Raw genomic sequence first — 22,812 nt, forward strand, 5'->3', positions numbered from 1 at the left:
AAAGGCCAATCCCTTGACCAAACCCTGATCAGAAAACCATACTCAGAGGTGGCTCACTTCTCGGTGGAAAAACCGGCTCAGTTCCGCGTGGAAACCAACAAGCCGGCACCAAGGCGATCTACAAGGCCTTCACTAAAGCACATACCGAGTGCGTCCGCCTGATGAAGGCGATCCACCGAGCGAAGGCGACGACGCTGGAGGGCTTTGCCGTCAAGGCTGCCGCCGTGGCGTTTGATCAATCGGACTTCGAAGTCTCCGATCCAGTCCCGACCGATGTAGCCGAACGGATGCTTTATCGGCTGGCGCGAGATATGGCGAAGGCGGTGAAGCCGGCAGATCCTGCGCCATCGCAATTGGATGCACTGATTGCTGCTCATCAAGCATCATGGGCGGCGCTAGACGCTGCCTGCAAGGTCACAGACGATGCTTTTGGAACGCCTGCCGAGGCCGCTGCCGAAAAAACTCAGGCGAAGGCAAGCGATGCCACGTTCGCCGCGATATCGAGCATCATCGAACATCCTTATGCGTCACTCGAGGAACTGAAACGGGGAGTTGCTTACGTCATCGGTCACCATCGGGCCACCGGTGACGGTGACCTAGGGGAATGGTTGCTGGGCTTGGCCAATCACTTGCTTGGCGAGGTGGCATCATGAAATCGCTCCGTCTCGTAGTCGCCTGTGCGATCCTCGCCGTTGCTGGCGTCCTGGCGGAAGTCATAGCCGGTCCGCCTATTGGCGAGCGACAGCCGCTCCGCCCCGTTGAGCAAATGCTTCTTGGCTCCATCGTCGGTCTTGCTATCTGCTTCTTGTGGATCTGGATCAGCGCGAGGGCAGGGCGGTGAAACCTGGCCTTTCGCACTTCGACCAACTGATGACCGAAGCTGAGGCGTGTAAACGGTATTCGCAACTCATTGGCGAGCGAGAGTTGCGGTCCGCCCGCCAACGTGCGGAAATAGCCTACGTCGTCGGCAAGAAAGGGGTGGTTCTCTACCATCCCGACGACCTTGCCCGGTATCTGAGTTCAAAGGCGCGGGGGGTTAAGGAATGTCAGCCAGGTTGTGGGAATACGCCGGATACTGGATCGGAAGCGCCCACGGCACGGAAACCCTCTACGCCTACTGGTATGACGACGGAAGACGCCAAACTCGTCGCAGATCGCTTGGCACAAAAATACTCGAAGATGCCAAGGAAAGGCTCATCACGCTTGCAGGAGCCACAAGGACAGACACCACCCGGTCGCCAGATCGGGTGATGCTGCTGGTCGCTCTCGACCACTACTACGACAATGACGTTTCGGGGAAACCATCTGCAGAGCAGGCGTTCCGGGCCATCACGATCCTGAAAGAGTACTTGTCGGCCAAGCTGCTGCCTACCGCGCCGGTGTCCGCCTTCGGGCCATTGCGTCAGCGCGAGTTCATGACGTGGTGCCGGGACCAATACAAGCATTCGGCCAACACCATCGCCCGCAACCTGTCGGTGATTTCTGCCGCATTCCGGTTCGGCAAGCGCGTCGTCGTGATCCGAGACGGATTCGGCAACGAGCAGGAAGTGCAACTTCTCGATATGGCTCCCGATGTCGTCACGCAGGCCAAGCGGGTAGCGGAACTCATCAACCTGCCGGCGCCGACGCCGCGCGAGTGGCTTCCAACCTTTGAGGAATTTGGCCGCTTCATCGACGGCATCGACAAGCGAAAGGAAAACCTGTTCCGCTTCGTCATCCTGGCCCTGAACACATGGGCGCGGCCCGACACGATCATCCATTTCCACGACACGCCGGAAATGGTCAATCGGCGGTTCGGCACCCTCGACCTCAATCCACCTGGCAGGCGGCAGACGATCAAGTACCGACCCAAGATCAGGCTGACCGCCAACCTGCGCGGCTGGCTGGACGAGTGGAATTCCGAAGCGCCGATGACATGGGATGGAGAACCGATCACCACCATCAAGCGGACCTTCAGGACACATGCGGCCGATTGCCACCTGCCGGATTTTTCACCGGGTACGATTCGGCATTTCATGGCGACAATGGTTCGCAGGGAAAAGCCGCCAGTATCGAAGGAGCAGCGCGACGTGTGGCTTGGCCATGACGAGAAGCGGACGGCAAATGCATACGAATCGTTCGACCCGGATTACCTGACCGAGTGCATGCAAGCCACGGATAGCGTCATCGCCAAGCTGCAGGAGCGCACGACCAGACGCCTTTCAACGTGCAAGGAACGTGCAAGGCCCGAATTTAAGGTGGTTTCGGGCGGTCGTGGCTAGCTGTAAGTATTTGATTTTATTGGGTCGGATGGTGGGCGTAACAGGGATTGAACCTGTGACCCCTACGATGTCAACGTAGTGCTCTCCCGCTGAGCTATACGCCCATCCGAAGCCGCGCATACACCACTTTTGCCCCAGTACGTCAATAGCGGGAAATGGAAAAGATCAGGCGGCTTGCAGCATCTTTTCGACCTCGTTGACGAGATCGCGCAGATGAAACGGCTTAGACAGGACCTTGGCGTCCTTCGGAGCCCTGGAATCGGGGTTGAGCGCGACGGCGGCGAAGCCGGTGATGAACATCACCTTGAGGTCGGGATCGATTTCGGTCGCCCGGCGGGCCAACTCGATGCCGTCCATTTCGGGCATGACAATATCGGTCAGGAGCAGGGAGAACGGCTCTTCGCGAAGCCGCTCATAGGCGCTCGCGCCATTGTCGAAGTCGCTGACCTGGTAGCCGGCGCGTTCAAGCGCCTTGACCAGGAATCGGCGCATGTCGTCGTCGTCTTCCGCCAGAAGAATGCGTGCCATCGTGTTCCGTCCGAATCACCCGCCCGAGCAGCCCATGGCTGGCCCGTTAACCATCCTGTATATGAAGTTGCGCCGGTAAAGATCAAGTGAACGTCTGTGTGAAAGAACTCGTACCGGACACCGGCTAGACCGTCGAGTTGCTGGACACAGTGCGTTCAAGGTGGCAGTTTTTGGACATGACGTATTTTCGCTTACGGGTCCAATCAAGTTGACGACGCCTGCCGAGGACTTTTCGGTTGTCCAGCCCTTCGAAATCCGTTCGGGGGTCGAGCAGCGCGTTCCCTTCATTTTCAGTTCGCCGCATAGCGGCCGCTACTATCCCGAGCGGTTTCTGGCCATGGCGCGGCTGGACCGCAACGCAATTCGCCGCTCAGAGGATTGCTACGTCGACGAGTTGTTCGGTGGCGCGGTGATGCTCGGTGCGCCGATGCTGGCCGCGAACTTCCCGCGAGCCTACCTGGACGTGAACCGAGAGCCGTGGGAGCTCGATCCGCGCATGTTCGCGGAACCGGTGCCTCCCTACTGCAATATCCGCTCGGCCCGGGTGGCGGGCGGGCTGGGCACCGTGCCCAAGCTGGTGGGCGAGGGGCTCGACATCTACTCCAGCCGCTTGCCACTGGCTGAGGCCATTGCGCGCATAGAGGTCGTCTACAAGCCGTTTCACGAAACGCTGAAGAGGCTGCTTGCCCGGACCCACGCAGCTTTCGGTTTCGCAGTTCTCGTCGATTGCCACTCCATGCCGGCCAGCATTCGGATCGGAGAGAACGGCTTCAAGCCCGATTTCATCGTCGGCGACCGTTTCGGCACGTCGGCTACAGCCACGTTGACGGCAACAGCCATCAATTTGTTGTCGGCAATGGGCTACACCGTAGCCCACAACAAGCCTTATGCCGGCGGCTTCATCACGGAACATTATGGGCGGCCTGTGCGGCATCTGCACGCGCTCCAGATCGAAGTGAATCGTGGCCTCTACATGAACGAGAGGACGCTTCAGAAAACGGTCGGCTTCGATGCACTTGCCCAGGACATGGCGCAGTTTTGCGCGGATCTGATGGCGATCCCGGACCATCATTTCCTCGAACTTCCAATGGCGGCCGAATAGGCGAAAGCGCCCGTATAAAAAAGGACCGCATCGTTGGCACGACGCGGCCTAGTCTAGGGAGGAAACGCCCAAGAAGGGCATGGACAGGAAACCCTATCCGAAAACGAGATTATTGTGCGCTGCACAAATGTCAAGCGCCCGCGACTTCTGGCGGAAGACGGAAACTGCCGCGGGGGTTCAGCGCGTGACAATCCAGCCACGATCTTGATATGACAAGTTCGAAACCAACGGCTTTGCGTTGGCGCTTTTCGGGAGACAGATTTGGATATCTCAACCGACTTCATTCGGCGGCTTGCGCATGTGGCTGCGGCCGAGACCCTGTCCCGTTTCCGCAGCCAGGGAACGGTGGACAACAAGTTGGCAGGCGGCTTCGATCCGGTCACGGCGGCGGACCAGGAAGCGGAACGCGCCATCCGGGCGCTGATCAACGCGGAATTTCCCGACCATGGTATTCTGGGCGAGGAGCATGGCAGCGAGAACCTCTCCAGCCGCCATGTCTGGGTTATCGATCCGATCGATGGGACTCGTGCTTTTATTTCGGGTGTGCCGGTGTGGGGAACGCTGGTTGGCCTGACCGTCGACGGCGACGCGGTGGCAGGCATGATGTCGCAGCCTTTCACCGGCGAACTCTTCTACGCCAACGCGTCGGGAGCCCATTATGAGGGGCCGGGCGGCCCGCGCCAACTTGCGACGCGCAAGACGGTGCAACTTTCCGAGGCGATCCTGTTCACCACGACGCCGGCGCTGTTTCAGGGGCAGATGCGCTCCCGCTATGACCATCTCGAAAAACAGGTGCAACTAGCCCGTTACGGCACCGACTGTTATGCCTTCGCGATGCTGGCTGCCGGCAGCGTCGATATTGTCACCGACCCCGGCTTGAAACCTTATGACATCGTTGCATTGATCCCGATCATCGAAAAGGCCGGCGGGGTCATCACCACTTTTGACGGTGGCCCTGCCGAACAGGGGGGCGATGTTTTGGCGGCGGCAACGCCGGAACTCCATGCCGCCGCGATGGCCGCGCTGCGGGGCTAAAAACTGGTTACGAAGGGCCGTCGCCGGTGCCAGGAATGAACGCATGGAACGCGGCGAGGGCCTGTTCGCGGTAGAGGTTCGCTTCCTGGAGCAACTCATGGCGGGCGCCGTCGATGGTCAGCAGCGAACCCAGCCGAAGATGTCTCGCATAGGAGGCAATCGCCTTGGTGGAGACGACACTGTCTGCGCCGGCGGCGATGATCAGCGTCGGGATGCGGATGCTGGCCATGAATTCGGGCGTGCTGACGGCAACAGCAGCCGAGCTTGCGGCGCGCAGCCAGCGGATCGTTGGGCCGCCAAGCGCCAGTTGCGGATGTGTTTCATAGATCGACATATTGCGCCGATACCGCGCGGGATCTGATGTCAGGTTGTTGGTGTCGAAAGGTGCCGATTGTCTGGGGCGCGGTCCCCAGGCTGCATAGAGTCGGCCGAGGCCCAGGAGGCTCAACGTTGTCGTGATGAACCGGATTCTTGCCATCGAGATACGTTGTCCGGGAATGCCGAGAAAGGGTGTGAGCAGCACCATGCGCTGCACGCGATTAACCATCGAGGATGCGGTCAGCAGCGCAACAAGGGCGCCAGTCGAATGGGCAAGGATGTAATAGGGGCCCCGGCAGTCGGGCAGCACAATCTCTTCGAAGAATTGTTCCAGATCTTCCGCATAGTCGCGAAAGCTTCTGACATAGCCGCGCTGCGGATTGCGGAGCAACCGGTCGGATCCACCCTGTCCGCGCCAATCGAAAGTGGCGACGCCAAGTCCCTTCGCAGACAGGTCGCTGACGGTTTCGAAGTATTTTTCAATGCACTCGTTCCTGCCTTGCAGCAGCACGACGGTGCCATTGTCAGGGCGACCAGTCGGGGCGAAACGCGCATAGCGGATTTTCCGGCCGTTGCGCGCCGTCAGGAAGCCGGCCGTTGCGTTGTCCGGAACCGGATTGCCGGGGGTATGGTAGAAGAGATCCGTCATTCGGCGCTTCGGCCTGTCTCTTTGGAGCGTCGTGAGGGCCCCTGTCCGGCTGGCGAGGCATCAGCACGGTGATAGAAAGCAAATGCGTGAATTGCAAAGGATTTCCGGCTGTAAGGCCGGAAGCCGCCCGAAGACGTGCTTCCGGCCTTGTCGACCCGAGAGGAAGGGACGTTACACCCGGTTCGGCCACGGCGCGGTTGATCTCTCCGCTGTTCCGTTGTGATCAGGAAATAGCTGAATGTGGCTGAACAGGCTTTGACCGGCTGGTTCATCGTGCGTTCATCGCTGTCGACGCTTCACGATGTCTGCCTCAAAAAAGAACCTTGAAACCGTTGGTTGGCACACCCAAATGAACTTTGCGGTCGCCGATGTCGGGACCGCTGGTTCAGGAAACGCCGTCAGGGTTTCTGGGCGGACCACAACGCAAACCTTGTTGCTCGACAGGAGAACACACCATGCGTCATGTTGATTTTTCCCCCCTCTATCGCTCGACCGTAGGCTTCGACCGCTTGTTCACCATGCTGGACTCACTTGCCCAGCCGGACGGCGCTCAGACCTATCCGCCCTATAACATCGAAAAGACCGGCGATGACGCCTATCGCATTTCGATGGCGGTTGCCGGCTTCTCGGACGACGAGATTTCGATCGAAGCGCACCGTAACGTGCTGACAGTCAAGGGTGAGCGCAAGGACGAGGCCGACGGCGACGGATCCGAGTTGCTGTATCGCGGCATCGCCTCGCGCGCTTTCGAGCGCCGCTTCCACCTCGCTGACCATGTCGACGTTGTCGGTGCCGCGCTGAAGAACGGACTCCTGTTCGTCGATCTCAAGCGCAACATTCCCGAGGAGTTGAAGCCGCGCAAGATCGCGATCACTTCGGCCTCGGCGAAGGCCAAGCAGATCGAGGCCAAGACCGCGAACTAAACTTCTCTCATCCTCCCGAGAGAAGGGGCGGCGTCGCAAGGCGTCGCCCTTTGTTTTCAAGAAAAATGGTTTCTAAGCGCCGATTTGACCGGCAAAACGGTCGACCTCGTCGGTCGTCGTCGCGAAACTGGTTACGAAACGGTAGAGCGCTTCATCCGAACCCATGGGTTCGGCGAAATTGGCAGGCACATGCCAGTCGTAGAATGCCGCTCCCGAGCCTTGCAGTTTTTCGGCAGCTTCCCGTTTCATGATCGCAAAGACTTCGTTCGCTTCAGGCGCCCAGGCTAGCCGTGCAGTGTTCGAAGCCTTGACCGCCTTGGCAAGGCGGGACGCCATTGCGTTGGAATGTCTTGCAGTGTCCAGCCACAGATCGGCCTGGAAATAGGCGTCGAATTGCGCGGCGATGAAGCGTGACTTGGAGAATAGTTGCGCGGCGCGCTTGCGCAGGAAGGCAAGCTCGTTCGCCCTATCCAGATCGAACAGCACGACCGCCTCGGCGCACCAGCAGCCGTTTTTCGTGCCGCCGAAGGAGACGATGTCAACGCCTCGCTTCCAGGTCATTTCCGCTGGCGTGGTGTCCAGAGCAACCAGCGCATTGGCAAAGCGCGCGCCATCGAGATGCAAGGGAACCGAATGGCGTTTTGCGATCGCCGAGATTGTCGCTATGGCGTCTAGACCGTAAACGGTACCGATCTCGGTGGATTGTGTGATTGAGACCGCCATCGGGCGGCCCGCGTGCACGAATTCCGGCGTGAGGCGGTCGAGAGCCTTTTCCAGATTTGCCGGATCGATCTTGCCGAGCGGGCCGTCCACGGCATGAAGACGTGCGCCACCTGAGAAATATTCCGGCGCTCCGCATTCGTCTTCGATGACATGCGATTCGCGATGACAAAAAGAGATTCCGCCGGGCTTGTTGTAGGCTGTCAGCGACAGCGAATTGGCAGCAGTGCCCGTAGCCACGAAGAAGACTGCCACTTCCCGCTCGAAGATTTCGCTGAAGCGCTGATAGACCGCCTTGTCCAGCGCGCCATCGCCATAGGCGGTGGAAAACCCACCGGCATTGGCTGAAAGATGGGCCGCAATGGCGGGATGGGCACCGGCCCAATTATCGGAAGCAAAAAACATTTGTCGGTCCATGATTGCTAAAAAATCGGGGCGAGATTGACCGAATTGCCCCGTTTTGCGCAAGGGCCAGGCTGCATGGCCTCTATGAAGCCAGGGACTTCCACTCGCTGCCTGCATTCGAAAATTGCTCGGCTGCGACCGTCCGTGTAATTTTCTATCGTCTCCTGTCGGCATTTTTTACGAAACGGTCTTGTGCGGTTTCCGGAATTCTGTCATAAAAAATTTAGGACAGTAATGCTGTCTTATTTATTTGCCCAAAGGCTGCATGGTTTGGCGTATGGTAAAAGGCCATTCCGGCTGTTGCTGCCAGCGCTATTCCATACGGGCCGCAGGGTTCGGCAGGTTGTCGCAAGACGGGCTGCAGACTGAAACGTTGGGGGCGGCAAGCTTCCCAGTTCAACCGGGCGCCTCTCCGGCGCAAAATGGAGGAAGACGACGATGACGGACGTGACGCCTTCTGCGACGACGGATTTCGAGCCGGCCGTGCAGATCAAGGCCGCCGACGTCAAACGCGGCGCTCCCGGCGGCAGTCTTCCAAATGCGCAAGGTTTCTACGACCCCCGCAATGAACATGATTCGTGTGGTGTAGGCTTCATCGCCCAGATGAAGGGTGTGAAGTCTCACACGATCGTCGAAGACGGGCTGATGATGCTCGAAAACCTTACCCACCGCGGCGCCGTCGGTTCCGATCCGTTGGTCGGCGATGGCGCGGGCGTGCTGGTCCAGATTCCCGACCGCTTCTTTCGTGAAGAGATGGCCAGGCAAGGCGTGGAACTGCCGCAAGCTGGTCGGTACGGCGTCGGCCACTGGTTCATGCCGCAGGATGCGGCATTGCGTGCGCATATTGATGAAATCATCGCCGAATCAGCACAGTCCGAGGGCCTGCCGCTGCTCGGCTTCCGGGATGTGCCGGTCGACAACTCCTTGCTGTCGAAGGCGGCCGATATCATCGCCGCCGAACCTTTCCACCGCCAGGTGTTCATCGGCCGCACGCCCGATATCGATGATGACGAGGAATACGAGGCGCGGCTTTATCTGCTCCGTAAGGTCATTTCGGGACGCATCTACGCCGAGAACAGCAACAGGGATATCGGCGCTTACTGCGTGTCGCTGTCAGCGCGCACGATCGTCTATAAGGGCATGTTCTTGGCCAACCAGGTCGGCCCCTACTACAAGGATCTCAACGATCCGCGCTTCGAAACGGCGCTGATCCTCGTCCATCAGCGTTTCTCGACCAACACCTTCCCGTCGTGGAAGCTTGCGCATCCATATCGCATGGTCGCGCATAATGGCGAGATCAACACCGTGCGCGGCAACAATAACTGGATGGCCGCGCGCCAGGCATCGGTCGACAGCGAACTGTTCGGCAACAACATCTCGAAGCTGTGGCCGATTTCCTATGAAGGCCAGTCGGATACGGCGTGTTTCGACAATGCGCTCGAATTCCTGTTCCAGGGCGGCTACAGTCTTGCTCATTCGATGATGATGCTGATCCCGGAAGCCTGGGCCGGCAACAAGCTCATGGATGACGACCGCAAGGCGTTCTACGAATATCACGCAGCCTTGATGGAGCCGTGGGATGGCCCCGCTGCCGTTGTCTTCACCGACGGACGCCAGATCGGCGCGACGCTGGATCGCAACGGGTTGCGCCCGGCCCGCTACATCGTCACCGACGACGATCGCGTCATCCTGGCCTCGGAAGCCGGTGTGCTGCCTGTGCCGGAAGACAAGATCGTCACCAAGTGGCGGCTGCAGCCGGGCCGCATGCTTCTGATAGATTTGGACAAGGGCCGCATCATTTCCGACGAGGAGATCAAGTCGGAGATCGCGACCAGGCACCCTTACAAGAAGTGGCTCGCAAACACGCAACTCATCTTGGAAGACCTCAATCCGGTCGAGCCGCGCGCATTGCGCAAGGATGTCTCGCTGCTCGATCGCCAGCAGGCATTCGGCTACAGCCAAGAAGACCTCAAGCTTTTGATGTCGCCGATGGCAACGACCGGCCAGGAGGCTGTCGGATCGATGGGCACTGACACGCCGATCGCGGCGATGTCGGATAAGCCGAAGCTGCTTTATAATTATTTCAAGCAGAATTTCGCGCAGGTCACCAATCCGCCGATCGACCCGATCCGCGAGGAACTGGTGATGAGCCTGGTTTCCTTCATAGGGCCACGGCCGAACATCTTCGACCTTGTCGGCTCGTCGCGCCGCAAGCGGCTGGAGGTGCGCCAGCCGATCCTGACCAATGCCGACCTCGAAAAGATCCGCTCGATCGGCCACACTGAAGAGCGCTTCGACACCAGGACCATCGACATAACTTATGCCGCAACCGAAGGGGCCGCAGGCATGCCTGCCGCCATCGAGCGACTGTGCGAGCGCGCGGAAGCGGCGGTGGCGGGCGGCTACAACATCATCATCTTGTCGGACCGGCAGATCGGGCCGGACCGCATCGATATCCCGACGCTGCTGGCCACGGCGGCCGTCCACCATCACCTGATCCGCAAGGGCTTGCGCACCTCTGTCGGCCTCGTGGTTGAATCCGGCGAACCGCGCGAAATCCACCATTTCTGCTGCCTGGCGGGGTATGGCGCGGAGGCGATCAACCCTTATCTCGCCTTCGACACGCTGACCGATATGCACAAGAAGGGCGCATTTCCACCGGAGGTGGATCCCCACGAGCTCGTCACCCGCTACATCAAGTCGATCGGCAAGGGCATCCTCAAGGTGATGTCCAAGATGGGGATTTCGACCTACCAGTCCTATTGCGGCGCGCAGATATTCGACGCCATCGGACTGAAGTCCGATTTCGTCGATAAATATTTCACCGGTACCGCTACGCTGATCGAGGGCGTGGGGCTGGAACAGATCTCCGCAGAGACGGTCGCCAGGCACAGCTCCGCATTTGGCGACGATCCGGTTCTGCGTAATTCGCTCGATGTCGGCGGCGAATATATGTACCGCATGCGCGGCGAGGCCCATGCTTGGACGCCCGACGCTGTTGCGACCCTGCAGCACGCGGTTCGGCAAGGTTCGTGGGAAACCTTCAAGGTCTTCTCCGAACAGGTCAATGATGCGGTCGCGAATGCTCACTCCATACGTGGTCTGTTCAGGATCAGGACCGCCGAGGAAGTCGGCCGCAAGAAGGCTCGGCTTGATCAGGTCATGCCGGCGTCCGAGATCGTCAAGCGCTTCTCGACGGGCGCCATGTCGTTCGGCTCGATCTCCAGAGAGGCACACACGACGCTGGCGATCGCCATGAACAAGATCGGCGGCAAGTCCAACACCGGCGAGGGCGGCGAGGAACCGGATCGCTACCTGCCGCTGCCTGGCGGCGGCAGGAATCCGGAGCGCTCGGCGATCAAACAGATCGCTTCCGGCCGCTTCGGGGTGACGGCTGAATATCTCGTCAATTCCGACATGATACAGATCAAGGTTGCACAGGGCGCCAAGCCCGGTGAAGGCGGCCAACTGCCGGGACACAAGGTCGATGCCACCATCGCCAAGACCCGTCACTCCACGCAAGGCGTTGGCCTGATTTCGCCGCCGCCGCACCATGACATCTATTCGATCGAGGATCTGGCGCAACTCATCTATGACCTGAAGAACGTCAACCCGGCGGCGGATGTATCGGTCAAGCTCGTCTCGGAGGTGGGGGTCGGCACCGTTGCCGCCGGTGTTGCCAAGGCGCGCGCCGACCATATCACCATTTCCGGCTACGACGGTGGCACCGGTGCTTCGCCGCTGACGTCGTTGAAGCATGCGGGCAGCCCTTGGGAAATGGGTCTGGCCGAGACGCACCAGACGCTGGTCCTCAATGGTTTGCGCTCCCGCGTGGCATTGCAGGTCGACGGCGGCCTTCGAACCGGGCGCGACGTGATCATCGGCGCCCTGCTTGGCGCAGACGAGTTCGGTTTCGCCACCGCGCCGCTGATCGCGGCTGGCTGCGTGATGATGCGCAAGTGCCATCTCAACACGTGCCCGACCGGCATTGCGACGCAGGACCCAGTGTTGCGCAAGCGCTTCAAGGGCGCGCCCGAGCACATCATCAACTACTTCTTCTATGTGGCGGAAGAGGTGCGCGAATTTTTGGCTGAAATGGGCTTCACCCATCTCGACCAGATCATCGGCGATACAGACCTCCTGGAAAAGCGGGCACTTGTCGAGCATTGGAAGGCCAGGGGCCTCGATTTCTCGAGGATGTTCCACAAGCCGGACGCGCCTAGGGACCAGACGCACTGGACCGAGCGGCAGAAGCATCCGATCTACGACGTACTGGACCGCAAGCTTATCGAACTGGCGCAGCCGGCCCTTGAGGCCAAGCAGGCGGTGACCATCGACGTGCCGATCCGCAATGTCGACCGCTCGGTCGGTGCGATGCTGTCGGGCGAAGTGGCCAAGCGTTTTCGCCACAAGGGCCTGCGCGAAGACACGATCTCGGTGAAGCTTACAGGCACGGCCGGCCAATCGTTCGGCGCCTTCCTGACGCGGGGCGTGTCATTCGAACTGGTAGGTGCGGCCAACGATTATGTCGGCAAGGGGTTGTCGGGCGGACGCCTCGTCATCCGGCCCCCGGACGAAGCCAGGATTGTGGCGGAAGACTCCATCATTGTCGGCAACACTGTGCTCTACGGCGCTATCGAAGGCGAGGCCTATCTGCGTGGCGTTGCGGGTGAACGCTTTGCCGTGCGCAATTCAGGCGCCGTCGCGGTCGTCGAGGGCGTGGGCGATCATGGCTGCGAATACATGACCGGCGGCGTCGTCGTGGTCATCGGCAAGACCGGCCGCAACTTTGCAGCCGGCATGTCGGGCGGGGTCGCCTATGTGCTCGACGAAGCGGGCGACTTTGCCAAGCGCTGCAACATGGCGATGGTCGAACTCGAACCGGTGCCGGAAGAAGACGACATACTGGAGAAGCTGCACCACCATGGCGGCGACATAGACCACAAGGGCCGCGTCGACGTGTCGGGCGACATGACCAGCCACGACGAGGAGCGCCTTTACCAGTTGATCTCGAACCATGTGCATTTCACCGGTTCGAAGCGCGGCCGGGAAATCCTCGACAACTGGGCGATCTTTCGGCCAAAATTCCGCAAGGTGATGCCGGTTGAGTACCGGCGCGCATTGCTGGAGATGGAGCGCGCTCGCATGAGCGTGGCGGCGGAATGACAATGACAATGGCCGCCATGCTTGCGCAACGAAAACGGGTTGGACACAAACCGGGGGCGCGCCCGCGCTGACCGGGAGGCTTCGCAGGCTTCATAGCGCCGGCATGAAAACCCGGCATTCCTATCCGATCCGTACGCACGACCGACGGCAAATGATCCAAGGTCGAACGCAAGTCCGAGGACCAAACGCATGGGCAAGGTAACAGGCTTTCTGGAGATTGATCGGCAGGTGCACAAGTACCAGCCGGCCTCCGATCGCATCCGGCATTTCCGCGAATTCACGTTGCCGTTGTCGGACAGCGAGGTCGAAAAGCAGGCGGCGCGCTGCATGGATTGCGGCATACCGTTCTGTCATGGCCCGACGGGCTGTCCGGTGCACAACCAGATCCCCGACTGGAACGATCTCGTCTACAACGGCGATTGGGAAACGGCGATCCGCAACCTGCATTCCACCAATAATTTTCCCGAGTTCACCGGCCGCATCTGCCCGGCGCCTTGCGAGGAAGCCTGCACGCTGAACCTCGAGGACATTCCCGTCGCCATCAAGACGGTGGAACAGGCGCTTGCCGACAAGGCTTACGAGACCGGTTTCATCCGGCCCTATCCGCCCCAGACCAAGACCGGCAAGCGCGTCGCGATCGTCGGTTCGGGCCCCGCCGGCATGGCGGCGGCGCAGCAACTTGGCCGCGCCGGCCATGAGGTCCACGTCTATGAACGTGAAAGCCGCCCCGGCGGGCTGATGCGATACGGCATCCCGGACTTCAAGATCGAGAAGCATTTCATCGACCGTCGCATCGAGCAGATGCAGGGCGAGGGCGTCACCTTCTTCTGCGGGTCCAATGTCGGCATCGACAAGCCGATGGCGGAACTGCTCGCCGACTATGATTCCGTGCTTTATTGTGGCGGCTCGGAAACGCCGCGCGCGGCTGGCATTCCCGGCGACGACCTCGACGGGGTGCATGATGCCATGCCCTATCTGGTGCAGCAGAACCGGCGTGTCGGCGGCGAAGACATACAGTCCGTGGCATGGCCGTCGCAGCCCATACTGGCCAACGGCCAGCATGTCGTTGTGGTTGGTGGCGGTGACACCGCTTCCGACTGCGTCGGTACGGCCTTCCGGCAAGGGGCGGTGCGGGTAACGCAACTCGATATCCGTCCACAACCTCCGGAAAAGGAGGACAAGCTTGCCGTGTGGCCCTATTGGGCAACCAAAATGCGCACCTCGTCCTCGCAAGCGGAAGGTGCGGAGCGCGAGTTCCAGGTGGCGACGCTGGAATTCATCGGCGAGGACGGACAGTTGACCGGCGTCAGATGTTGTGAGGTCGATGACAAGCGCAAGCCGATACCGGGGAGCGAGTTCGTCATCCGTGCCGATCTTGCCTTCATCGCCATCGGCTTTGCCGGACCATTCGCGGACGCTGTCCTGTCGGAACTGTCGGATGGCATGAAGACCGTTGTCGACAGACGCCGTTCCAAGAACATTGCAGCCAACGACCGTGACTATCGAACCAGCGTCGACAGGCTTTTCGCGGCTGGCGACGCGCGTCGCGGCCAGTCACTCGTCGTCTGGGCGATCCGCGAGGGTCGTCAGGCCGCGCACGCCATTGATGAGGCGCTGATGGGGTCGACCGTGCTGCCGCGCTGACTGGACGGCGACCACTCGGGCCTTGCTTAGCGAATGATCGCGGTAGTCTTGTCGCTGACACCCTGCGCGGCGTCCGGCAATTTCTTCTGCGGCCAGGAGAAGTCGTCGGCCCGGCCCGGAGACGCTGTCTGCTGGTGGTCCGCGCCCGCAGTCGTTCCGACGGATATGGGCTTCGTCAAGGCAGCGCCGGTACCAAGCAGATCGATGCCGCCGTCGAGAGCCGGATCGTTGAGCAGCATGGGAGGAGTTCGGTCGATGTTGATCGGAGCGATAGTATCGGCCGGAGTTCCCGCAGACAGGCCCATCGGCGTCAATGATGATATCGTTGCCGTTGGTGAGGTCAGGCCAAGGATCTTCAGCAGCGGCTTTTCCGTGTAGAAGGCTACTTTTCGCTTGCCGGCGCGCGTGAGATTGATCCCGTCGTCGGCGCGCAGGGTCACAGGCTGGCCATTGATATCGGGTCCCCTGGTGATGAAGGCACCGTTCTCATCGACGAAACCGTCCCAGATATCGACGAACTCGCCGCCGATCTGCTCGGCGGAAGCACGGTAGATCTCGTTGAAAGCCAACATATCCGACGTCATCTTGGCCGAACGAAAAGCCGGCATTCCGACCCACAGGAACGGCACCTTGGTGCTCGAAATCTGTTTGCCGAACGCCACAGTTCGTTTCTCGTACTCCTTGGTCCAGGCTTCCGAAAGCGGTGGCTCACGGACGTCGCCGATTTGCAGTTGCTGGCGGTCGTTCGACCCCAGCATGACGACCACTGCGGCAGGCTTTTCGGCTTCCAGAAGTGCACCGATTTCCGCGGGCCAGTTGTAGAAATCGTCACGCACAAAGCCGGATGAGCCTTTGCTGCGATCAACGACCCTGACGGCGGCGTTCTCGGCAAAGACCGCCTCCAGGTCGTTTGCCAGGCTGCCCGCCATGAAATCGCCCACCACGAGGATCGCGCGGGCGTCAGGCAGCTTTTCGACGACAGGCTTGGGCGGCGGCTCTGCGGGAGCACTGCGCTGGATCGACTTGCGTGTTTGCGTCCGGGCCTTTGGCGGCTGCATCGGGATGGCTTCGGGCGGCGCAATCCGCTCGCTCTTGCGAGGCCTGAACAAATCGCGCAGCGACCATGAGCGGTATTGCGGCTCTTGTGCCATGGCCGGGGAGTGCAGCGCTCCGGCAAACACCGCCAGCAAGGCGGCGAAAGCCAAAATCAGGATTGGCGTGCGGAATAGGGTCGCCCGGATACGCAGTGCCGAAACCAAATCAACCTCTCCACCTGCCGGGCTCGGGCTACCTCCCGCGCAGCCATTTGAGAACTTCCATGCTGGGGTGGCCGTCCTGGGTCAAGCCCGCCTGAGCCTGAAAAGCCATGATCGCCGCTTTGGAACCCTCTCCGATCTTGCCGTCGAATTTGCCGCTGTAGTAGCCGTGCTCGGACAGCCGCTTCTGCAATTCCTGCCGTTCCTCGAAACTCAGCTTCGTGAACGGACGGTTCCAATCCTGGACCAGTTCGCCATAGCCGGCAATCTGGTCGGCAAGAAGGCCGACGGCAAAGGCATATTTGTCGGCATTGTTGTAGCGCTTGATGACCGAGAAGTTCTTGATCACCAGAAATGCCGGCCCTTCCCGGCCTCCTGGCAGCTTGAGCACGGCCTGCTCGGACCCATTCCTGAATGGTTTGCCGCTGGCGCGGGTGACGCCGAGGGACTGCCATTTGTCGATCGACAATGATCCCGCCGGGAATTTGCGGCCGGGCGGAAGCGCCACTTCGTAGCCCCATGTCCTGCCGCTCTGCCAGCCGTTCTTCTTCAACAGGTTTGCCGCGGTTCCCAGTGCATCGGGAATCGAATTCCAGATGTCGCGCCGGCCGTTGCCGTCCATATCGACCGCGTAGGCCTGATAGCTGGTGGGGATGAACTGGGTGTGGCCCATCGCGCCTGCCCACGAGCCCGTGAGGTGGCTTTCATCGATGTCGCCGGTTTGCAGGATCTTCAAGGCGGCGATCAACTGCGTGCGTGCGAATTTCGAGCGCTTGCTGTCGGCATAGCCCAAAGTTGCCAGCGAGCGCACGACATTGCGCATGACGTCCTGGCGCTCAAGGATTTTGCCGTAGTTTGATTCCATCGACCAGATCGCCAGCAACACGTGGCGGTCGACGCCGAAACGCTGCTCGATCCTGTCCAGCCACGGTTTCCATTTGCGGGCCATCTGGCGGCCGATGGCGACCGATTCGTCGTGGACGCGGTTGTCGAAATAATCCCAGGCAGGGGCCGTGAATTCGGGCTGATAGCGGGCCTTTTCCAGGACAACGGGATCGATATCGGTGATACCGCGAAAGGCTGCATCATACACCCTGCCGGAAACGCCGCTTTGCACGGCCGTGGCACGGAAATTCGACACCCACTGGCGGAAACCTGCGTCTGCGAATGCCGAACCTGCCGGCACGAGCAAGGCGAAAGACAGGCTGGCCACGGTCAAAGCGCGCGTAAGGCTTTTTGCGGCGTTGCGAACGGGCATCTTTTCCTCCTTCACTATGTCGGAAGGATCATTCATCGCCGAATTCGGTTAGGAATTAGTTTACCATAGAAGCCTGGCGGAACGAAAATGCCTATCGTCGATTAAGGCTGCAACTGCTCACAAATCTGGCATTCAGCCTTCCTCAATGCCGGCATGACAATGTCCGAATAGAAGGACAGGCTGACAAGAACGGAATGGATCATCGGTAATATGAAGAAAGTTAGGAAAGCAGTTTTCCCGGTAGCCGGGCTTGGCACACGGTTTCTCCCTGCCACCAAGGCCATTCCGAAGGAAATGCTGACAGTCGTCGACAAGCCGGTCATCCAGTATGTCGTGGACGAGGCCCGGGAGGCCGGTGTGGAACATTTCATCTTCGTGACCGGCCGCAACAAGGCCGTCATCGAGGACCATTTCGACGTTCAGTTCGAGCTTTATGACACGCTCGCGCAGCGCGGGAAGGGCGATCAACTCTCGCGCTTGCAAAAATTGCAGCCAGGCCCCGGGCAGACCAGTTTCACGCGCCAACAGGTGCCGCTCGGTCTGGGGCATGCGGTATGGTGTGCGCGCGAATTGGTCGGCGACGAGCCGTTTGCGTTGCTCTTGCCGGACATGATCATGCAGTCGCAGAAGAGCTGCCTCAAGGCGATGGTGGATCTGTACGAAGAGACGGGCGACAACATCATCGCGGTTCAGGAATGCGACCCGGCCGAGGCCCACAAATATGGCATCGTCGGACGAGGGGAGGAAACGCATACCGGCTTCCGCATTACAGAAATGGTCGAGAAGCCGAAGCCAGGCACAGCGCCTTCCAACCTTTATATCAATGGCCGCTATATTCTGCAGCCGGAGATTTTCGGGATCCTCGAAAGCCAGGAAAAGGGAGCGGGCAACGAGATCCAGCTTACCGACGCCATGCTGAAACTGGGCAAGGAGCAGCCGTTCTACGGCTACAAGTATGACGGTCGGACCTTCGATTGCGGTTCGCCGGAAGGCTTCGTTGAAGCTAATGTGGCGTTCGCACTCTGGCGCAGCGATATGAACGAGAACATGGCTAGCGTCATCCGTACGCTGCTGGACGACATTTATCCGCCGCAGAAGCGTTCTGCCGGCTGAGCGCTCAGCGTCTCAGCGTCAGTCCGACATAGATGCTGTTGGTCTTGGCGTCGCGGCCGGGCAGGTTGCTGGATAGTGTTTCGTGCCGGGCACGGGTGGTGATGCCGGCATAGCGATTGAGCCACCATGTCAGCCCGGCTTCCGCACTGAAGATCAGGTCATGGCCACTGGAGCCGCTGTAGTCGCGCCAGTCCAGGCCCAGTTGCGCGGTACCGGTCAAGTTGGCGCGTATTTGGCGCTCCCCCGACAGGCGGCCGGAATAAAGCACTGAGCCGCCTTCGCCGGCGGTGGTCGTCCCTTCCACCGCGGTTGTGCCTCTCAGGCCGATGGTGGTGCCGCGTTCAGGCGACCACCTCAGGTCGGCATTGACCGTCGCGGCAGAGATTGGAGCCAGGCCGTCGTCATCGAATGACTCCCGCAGCCAGCCGGCGGAGAATTCGCCGGCCAATTTCTCGCCGAGGTCAAGTTCGAGACCGCCGCGCCCGCCGATCCTGGTCGCGGATCGTTCGAAGCCGCCAGTATCCACGCGTTCGTCGTAGAGCCGGCGGCCCGTCTCGATTTCCACGAATGGCGTCAAAGCCGGCGATATCTCGTAGCCGGTACGCAAGGTGGCTGTGTAAAGGGTTGAGTTGCGGTCTTTCTGGGACAGGAGACCACCCATGGAAAGCTTCGCATCGCCATAGATGTCGCGTTCGACAGCGCCGGTGAGGCCGATGCGCGCCTTGCCGACATTCTTCTCGATGCCGAGACTGCCATCGATGTTCTGGCGCAGGGGCTGGGAAGCCGTGCCGACGATTACCACAGGCGACGACGCGGACTCCGGCGCAGCTTCGTATCCGAGCTTGCCAACGGCACTCCATTCGTTGCCGAGGTCGATGTTGAGGGTTGCGTCCAAGCGCCCCCGTGCATCTTCGACCTCTTCGCCGGACAGGGTTTTTCGAAGGAGTACGTAGCCGTCGATGCTGGCGGAATTGGTACTCCAGTCGGAGATTGCATTGAGCCGCAGCGTCGTTTCAGAAAGCGCTGCCGGGCGTCCGCCGTTGCTTGCGTCCGCATTCGAGGTGGCGGTGATGCCTTGTTCCACCGATGGCCGCAAGGTGAATGATCCGACGCGGATGCCTGTCGGTGCAAACGGATCCGCCTCCGGGAGCCTGGCTAAGGTTTCGATGGCACCGGTGCGCTCCACGCGAGGATCGAGCGGAAGGTCGTCCTCTGCATCGATGGTGGAAGCGCGGCGGTTCGTGGCCGTGTCTTCTTCTGCTTCGCCTTCGCTTGGAGACGTGGCGTTTTCGGCACCGGCGGCTGGTGCGGTACCGGAGGCCGTGGTTGGGGGCCGGCGACGTGGCAAGGGTACAAGGTCTTCGGCAAAAGTGTTGGTGGCCGGCTGGGCGCCGAAGATGCTGCCGGTGGAAATGGTCGTGTCGTCGTCATCGCCAGCCGCACTCTGGCTCAATGGACGGTAGATGGGTGTGGGCAAGCCGCCAGCCGCAGTTCCGCTTTGTGCGGCTTGTGCCTGCGTCATTTCCTGCGTTTTTGCCTGCTGATCGCTCAGAATCATCGCCGATTCGGAAACTTCGCCACGCAGTTCAAGGTTTTGCGCCAGGAGCGAGTTTGTCGAAATCGGTAAAAGCGCGCTTGCCGCCAAAAGCAGCGTGCGAACCGTTCTGGTCCGCTCGGCCGTTCTGGTTCTGGACTGCGGACGCGGCATCACCACCTCGAAAGGCGCCGGCGCGCCATGCTTACCGAACCGTAAATCGGGATGGTTAACGGACGGTTGAAGCGCCGCCTTTCGGATGGTTGGATAAAGCAAATTGTTGGACAGTTGGCGTCCAACACGCTAAGCGCATCGACCATGAGCGCGGGCATATCCACCAAAAAACAGCAGCCGGATCGTCAAGCTTCGATCGCATCGGCTCTTAGAACCGTATCCACAAGCCAGGCTGGCCTTGAAGCGTTGGTCGAGGTTCTGCAAGACGGGCTGGCCTCACCGTTTGCTGAAGCTGTGGAGATGATATCGGGCATCAGCGGGCGAGTAATCGTCACCGGTGTCGGCAAGAGCGGCCATATTGGTTCGAAGATCGCGGCGACGCTGGCTTCGACCGGAACGCCTGCCTTTTTCGTGCATCCCTCCGAGGCCAACCACGGCGATCTCGGCATGATTGCGCCCGATGATGCCATCATCGCCCTGTCGTGGTCGGGCGAAACGGCAGAGCTGAAGGGCATCATCGCTTATTCACGCCGCTTCTCGATCCCGCTGATAGCTATTACGGCGGGGCAGAAATCGGCGCTCGCCCGCGAAGCGGACGTGGTCCTGCTGTTGCCGCGCGTGTCCGAAGCCTGCCCGCACGGATTGGCGCCGACAACTTCTACGCTGTTGCAACTGGTCATCGGCGACGCATTGGCGATTGCGCTGCTTGAGGCGCGGGGCTTTACGCCCGATCATTTCCGCACATTCCATCCCGGCGGGCAACTTGGTGCCAATCTGACAAAAATCCGCGACATCATGCACACCGGCGGCAGACTTCCGCTTGTGCAGTCCGGCACGGGTATGCGCGACGCAATCCTGGAAATGTCGGAGAAAGGTTTCGGCTGCGTGGCGATTGCGTCTCATGACGGCGCTTTGGCCGGCATCATCACCGATGGTGATATCAGGCGCAAGATCGACGGCGACCTGTTGGCCATGAGCGTCGATCAGGTGATGACAAAGAACCCCAAGACAATCGGTCCGGAGACGCTCGCCGCGACAGCGCTTCAAATCCTCAATTCATCGGCCATCACGACTTTGATGGTGGTGGAGAACGATCGCCCGGTCGGCCTCGTGCACCTGCACGACCTGTTGCGCATCGGCGCTGCCTGATCTGCAGCTATTTCCGCTTGCTTGGCCGCCAAAGGGCCTACTGGATCGCCTCGACGGTCAATTCCAGATCGGTCGCGGTTGCTCCGGTCACCCGTACGCGGGCACCTATTGGCAAGTCCGGCCCTGAAACACGCCACAACGTGTCGCCAAGCTGGATACGCCCGCGGCCTTCCCGGATCGGCTCGGTCAAGGTGGCGGTGCGGCCGATCATCTGTTCGCCGCGCTGGTTGAGCATAGGCTGATCGGTGTCCTGCCGCCGCGACCAGACGATCTGCTTGCCGATATAGGCGCAAATCAGCGACAGCATCAGAAAGACGACGACCTGTGCCTGCCACACCCAGAAGCCGACATCCCAGATAAGCAGCGAGACGATGCCGGTGATCAGCGCGGCGATGCCGATCCAGAGCAGGAAGACGCCCGGCACCATGATTTCAAGCACCAGCAGGATGAAGCCGATGACCATCCAGTTCCAGGGGCCGAGTTCGTGGAAGATGCGCTCAAGCATGGTTGCTGCCTTACCCCATTGCCTTCAGCTTTCGGTGGAGCGAACCACTGGCGGTCGGGTGGATTGGCGTGACTGCTTGCCGCCGTCGCTCCCGAAGACTTCCTTGGCAATCTCTCCGATTCCGCCAAGCGTACCGATAAGCGAGGACGCCTCCATAGGCATCAGCACCACCTTGGAGTTGCTGGCCGAACCGATCTTGGCCAGAGCTTCGGTGTATTTCTGTGCGACGAAGTAGTTCAATGCCTGAACGTCGCCCTTGGAAATGGCTTCCGATACAACTTGCGTTGCCCGGGCTTCGGCTTCTGCCGCGCGCTCGCGCGCCTCGGCGTCTCGAAAGGCTGCTTCTCGGCGACCTTCGGCTTCAAGAATTTGCGACTGCTTGAGGCCTTCCGCTTCGAGAATCTGGGCGCGCTTGGTGCGTTCAGCCATCATCTGCCTGGCCATCGATTCCACCAGATTGGCCGGCGGGTTGATGTCCTTGATCTCGACACGCGTTACCTTGATGCCCCAGGGGTGGGCGGCCTCATCGACGACACGCAGCAAGCGCTCGTTGATGGCGTCGCGATTGGATAGCAACTCGTCCAGATCCATCGAACCCATGACCGTGCGGATGTTGGTCATGGTCAGGTTGAGGATGGCATTCTGCAGGCCGGCGACCTGATAGGCTGCCTGCGGCGCGTTCAGCACCTGATAGAAGGCGACACCGTCGACGGCCACAATGGCGTTGTCACGAGTGATGATTTCTTGTGTCGGTACATCCAGCACCTGTTCCATCATGTTCATCTTGGCGCCGATGCGATCGACGAATGGAACGATGAGGTTGAGGCCGGGCGTCAGCGTCTTGGTGTAGCGGCCGAAACGCTCGACCGTATAGTTGTAGCCTTGCGAAACCGTCTTGATGCCGGTGAACAGCACCAAAAGCACGAGAACGACAAGGACCGGTATGACCACATCGAGACCAGTGAATGCCATTTGCTTTCCCCTCGAATAGACGGCCTGACCGCCTGTGACGCTGCATCACAGAAACACTTAAGGGCGTTTCCTCATCGTTACAATCACGTCATCGATTGCG

17 protein-coding genes and 1 tRNA gene are annotated in these 22,812 nt (G+C 60.3%); 9 read left to right on the forward strand and 9 right to left on the reverse strand.

Going from position 1 to position 22,812, the window contains the following annotated elements:
* Nucleotides 1–161: 161 nt before the first annotated feature.
* Together ASD64_RS12250 and ASD64_RS12260 are read left to right on the forward strand one after the other, a co-directional pair.
* Nucleotides 162–653: a hypothetical protein gene (locus tag ASD64_RS12250; protein WP_056105489.1), complete on the forward strand. Its 492-nt coding sequence runs from the start codon at nt 162–164 to the stop codon at nt 651–653.
* Nucleotides 654–1,043: 390 nt separating this feature from the next.
* Nucleotides 1,044–2,261 carry a hypothetical protein gene (locus tag ASD64_RS12260; protein ID WP_156460127.1) on the forward strand — a complete coding sequence of 406 codons (1,218 nt, stop codon included), beginning with the start codon at nt 1,044–1,046 and terminating at the stop codon, nt 2,259–2,261.
* A gap of 29 nt (nt 2,262–2,290) precedes the next feature.
* Here the strand turns inward: ASD64_RS12260 and ASD64_RS12265 are convergent.
* Both ASD64_RS12265 and cpdR read right to left on the reverse strand, forming a co-directional pair.
* Nucleotides 2,291–2,365: transfer RNA gene (locus ASD64_RS12265), tRNA-Val, on the reverse strand.
* Between the two features lie 61 nt (nt 2,366–2,426).
* A complete protein-coding gene (cpdR, locus tag ASD64_RS12270) occupies nt 2,427–2,789 on the reverse strand; it encodes a cell cycle two-component system response regulator CpdR (RefSeq protein WP_056105492.1) in 363 nt (120 codons plus the stop codon).
* Nucleotides 2,790–2,949: 160 nt separating this feature from the next.
* Between cpdR and ASD64_RS12275 the strand changes: the two genes are divergently transcribed.
* Together ASD64_RS12275 and hisN are read left to right on the forward strand one after the other, a co-directional pair.
* Nucleotides 2,950–3,891, forward strand: coding sequence for an N-formylglutamate amidohydrolase (locus ASD64_RS12275; RefSeq protein WP_056105493.1), 942 nt, complete (start codon nt 2,950–2,952; stop codon nt 3,889–3,891).
* Nucleotides 3,892–4,152: 261 nt separating this feature from the next.
* On the forward strand, nt 4,153–4,926 hold the full coding sequence (hisN, locus tag ASD64_RS12280) for a histidinol-phosphatase (protein WP_056105494.1): 774 nt from the start codon (nt 4,153–4,155) through the stop codon (nt 4,924–4,926).
* Between the two features lie 7 nt (nt 4,927–4,933).
* Here the strand turns inward: hisN and ASD64_RS12285 are convergent, their stop codons facing one another.
* Nucleotides 4,934–5,893, reverse strand: coding sequence for an alpha/beta fold hydrolase (locus ASD64_RS12285; protein WP_056105495.1), 960 nt, complete (start codon nt 5,891–5,893; stop codon nt 4,934–4,936).
* 455 nt (nt 5,894–6,348) lie between these two features.
* Between ASD64_RS12285 and ASD64_RS12290 the strand changes: the two genes are divergently transcribed.
* Entirely contained in the window at nt 6,349–6,816 is a 468-nt protein-coding gene (locus ASD64_RS12290; RefSeq protein ID WP_056105496.1) for an Hsp20 family protein, read from the forward strand.
* Between the two features lie 72 nt (nt 6,817–6,888).
* On the opposite strand, the gene ASD64_RS12295 is transcribed toward ASD64_RS12290, so the two are convergent.
* On the reverse strand, nt 6,889–7,941 hold the full coding sequence (locus ASD64_RS12295; protein ID WP_056105497.1) for a threonine aldolase family protein: 1,053 nt from the start codon (nt 7,939–7,941) through the stop codon (nt 6,889–6,891).
* 438 nt (nt 7,942–8,379) lie between these two features.
* Here ASD64_RS12295 and gltB point away from each other — a divergent pair, with 438 nt between their 5' ends.
* The gene (gene gltB, locus ASD64_RS12300; protein ID WP_056105498.1) at nt 8,380–13,107 is read left to right on the forward strand and encodes a glutamate synthase large subunit; all 4,728 of its coding nucleotides are present in this window, start codon (nt 8,380–8,382) and stop codon (nt 13,105–13,107) included.
* A gap of 189 nt (nt 13,108–13,296) precedes the next feature.
* On the forward strand, nt 13,297–14,751 hold the full coding sequence (locus tag ASD64_RS12305; protein ID WP_056105499.1) for a glutamate synthase subunit beta: 1,455 nt from the start codon (nt 13,297–13,299) through the stop codon (nt 14,749–14,751).
* Nucleotides 14,752–14,777: 26 nt separating this feature from the next.
* On the opposite strand, the gene ASD64_RS12310 is transcribed toward ASD64_RS12305, so the two are convergent.
* On the reverse strand, nt 14,778–16,010 hold the full coding sequence (locus tag ASD64_RS12310; protein ID WP_056105500.1) for a DUF459 domain-containing protein: 1,233 nt from the start codon (nt 16,008–16,010) through the stop codon (nt 14,778–14,780).
* A 28-nt stretch (nt 16,011–16,038) separates the two neighbouring features.
* The gene (locus ASD64_RS12315) at nt 16,039–17,265 is read right to left on the reverse strand and encodes a lytic murein transglycosylase (RefSeq protein ID WP_056105929.1); all 1,227 of its coding nucleotides are present in this window, start codon (nt 17,263–17,265) and stop codon (nt 16,039–16,041) included.
* A 210-nt stretch (nt 17,266–17,475) separates the two neighbouring features.
* Here ASD64_RS12315 and galU point away from each other — a divergent pair, with 210 nt between their 5' ends.
* The gene (gene galU / locus ASD64_RS12320) at nt 17,476–18,378 is read left to right on the forward strand and encodes a UTP--glucose-1-phosphate uridylyltransferase GalU (RefSeq protein ID WP_056105501.1); all 903 of its coding nucleotides are present in this window, start codon (nt 17,476–17,478) and stop codon (nt 18,376–18,378) included.
* Nucleotides 18,379–18,382: 4 nt separating this feature from the next.
* On the opposite strand, the gene ASD64_RS12325 is transcribed toward galU, so the two are convergent.
* On the reverse strand, nt 18,383–20,086 hold the full coding sequence (locus tag ASD64_RS12325) for an outer membrane beta-barrel protein (protein ID WP_056105502.1): 1,704 nt from the start codon (nt 20,084–20,086) through the stop codon (nt 18,383–18,385).
* A 144-nt stretch (nt 20,087–20,230) separates the two neighbouring features.
* Between ASD64_RS12325 and ASD64_RS12330 the strand changes: the two genes are divergently transcribed.
* Complete coding sequence (locus ASD64_RS12330) at nt 20,231–21,235, forward strand: KpsF/GutQ family sugar-phosphate isomerase (protein ID WP_056105503.1); 1,005 nt, start codon at nt 20,231–20,233, stop codon at nt 21,233–21,235.
* A gap of 37 nt (nt 21,236–21,272) precedes the next feature.
* On the opposite strand, the gene ASD64_RS12335 is transcribed toward ASD64_RS12330, so the two are convergent.
* Both ASD64_RS12335 and ASD64_RS12340 read right to left on the reverse strand, forming a co-directional pair.
* A complete protein-coding gene (locus ASD64_RS12335; RefSeq protein ID WP_056105504.1) occupies nt 21,273–21,740 on the reverse strand; it encodes an NfeD family protein in 468 nt (155 codons plus the stop codon).
* A 24-nt stretch (nt 21,741–21,764) separates the two neighbouring features.
* Nucleotides 21,765–22,712: an SPFH domain-containing protein gene (locus ASD64_RS12340; protein WP_056105505.1), complete on the reverse strand. Its 948-nt coding sequence runs from the start codon at nt 22,710–22,712 to the stop codon at nt 21,765–21,767.
* Nucleotides 22,713–22,812: the final 100 nt, after the last annotated feature.

It is taken from the genome of Mesorhizobium sp. Root157, assembly GCF_001427385.1.
In the GTDB taxonomy this organism is placed as follows: Bacteria; Pseudomonadota; Alphaproteobacteria; order Rhizobiales; family Rhizobiaceae; genus Mesorhizobium.

What these genes read in the sequence shown, in the direction of transcription:
- ASD64_RS12250 (WP_056105489.1), top strand. Translation starts at nt 162, where the DNA reads ATGAAGGCGATCCACCGAGCGAAGGCGACGACGCTGGAGGGCTTTGCC.
- ASD64_RS12260 (WP_156460127.1), top strand. Translation starts at nt 1,044, where the DNA reads ATGTCAGCCAGGTTGTGGGAATACGCCGGATACTGGATCGGAAGCGCC.
- cpdR (WP_056105492.1), bottom strand. Translation starts at nt 2,789, where the DNA reads ATGGCACGCATTCTTCTGGCGGAAGACGACGACGACATGCGCCGATTC.
- ASD64_RS12285 (WP_056105495.1), bottom strand. Translation starts at nt 5,893, where the DNA reads ATGACGGATCTCTTCTACCATACCCCCGGCAATCCGGTTCCGGACAAC.
- ASD64_RS12290 (WP_056105496.1), top strand. Translation starts at nt 6,349, where the DNA reads ATGCGTCATGTTGATTTTTCCCCCCTCTATCGCTCGACCGTAGGCTTC.
- ASD64_RS12295 (WP_056105497.1), bottom strand. Translation starts at nt 7,941, where the DNA reads ATGTTTTTTGCTTCCGATAATTGGGCCGGTGCCCATCCCGCCATTGCG.
- gltB (WP_056105498.1), top strand. Translation starts at nt 8,380, where the DNA reads ATGACGGACGTGACGCCTTCTGCGACGACGGATTTCGAGCCGGCCGTG.
- ASD64_RS12305 (WP_056105499.1), top strand. Translation starts at nt 13,297, where the DNA reads ATGGGCAAGGTAACAGGCTTTCTGGAGATTGATCGGCAGGTGCACAAG.
- ASD64_RS12315 (WP_056105929.1), bottom strand. Translation starts at nt 17,265, where the DNA reads ATGCCCGTTCGCAACGCCGCAAAAAGCCTTACGCGCGCTTTGACCGTG.
- galU (WP_056105501.1), top strand. Translation starts at nt 17,476, where the DNA reads ATGAAGAAAGTTAGGAAAGCAGTTTTCCCGGTAGCCGGGCTTGGCACA.
- ASD64_RS12325 (WP_056105502.1), bottom strand. Translation starts at nt 20,086, where the DNA reads ATGCCGCGTCCGCAGTCCAGAACCAGAACGGCCGAGCGGACCAGAACG.
- ASD64_RS12330 (WP_056105503.1), top strand. Translation starts at nt 20,231, where the DNA reads ATGAGCGCGGGCATATCCACCAAAAAACAGCAGCCGGATCGTCAAGCT.
- ASD64_RS12335 (WP_056105504.1), bottom strand. Translation starts at nt 21,740, where the DNA reads ATGCTTGAGCGCATCTTCCACGAACTCGGCCCCTGGAACTGGATGGTC.
- ASD64_RS12340 (WP_056105505.1), bottom strand. Translation starts at nt 22,712, where the DNA reads ATGGCATTCACTGGTCTCGATGTGGTCATACCGGTCCTTGTCGTTCTC.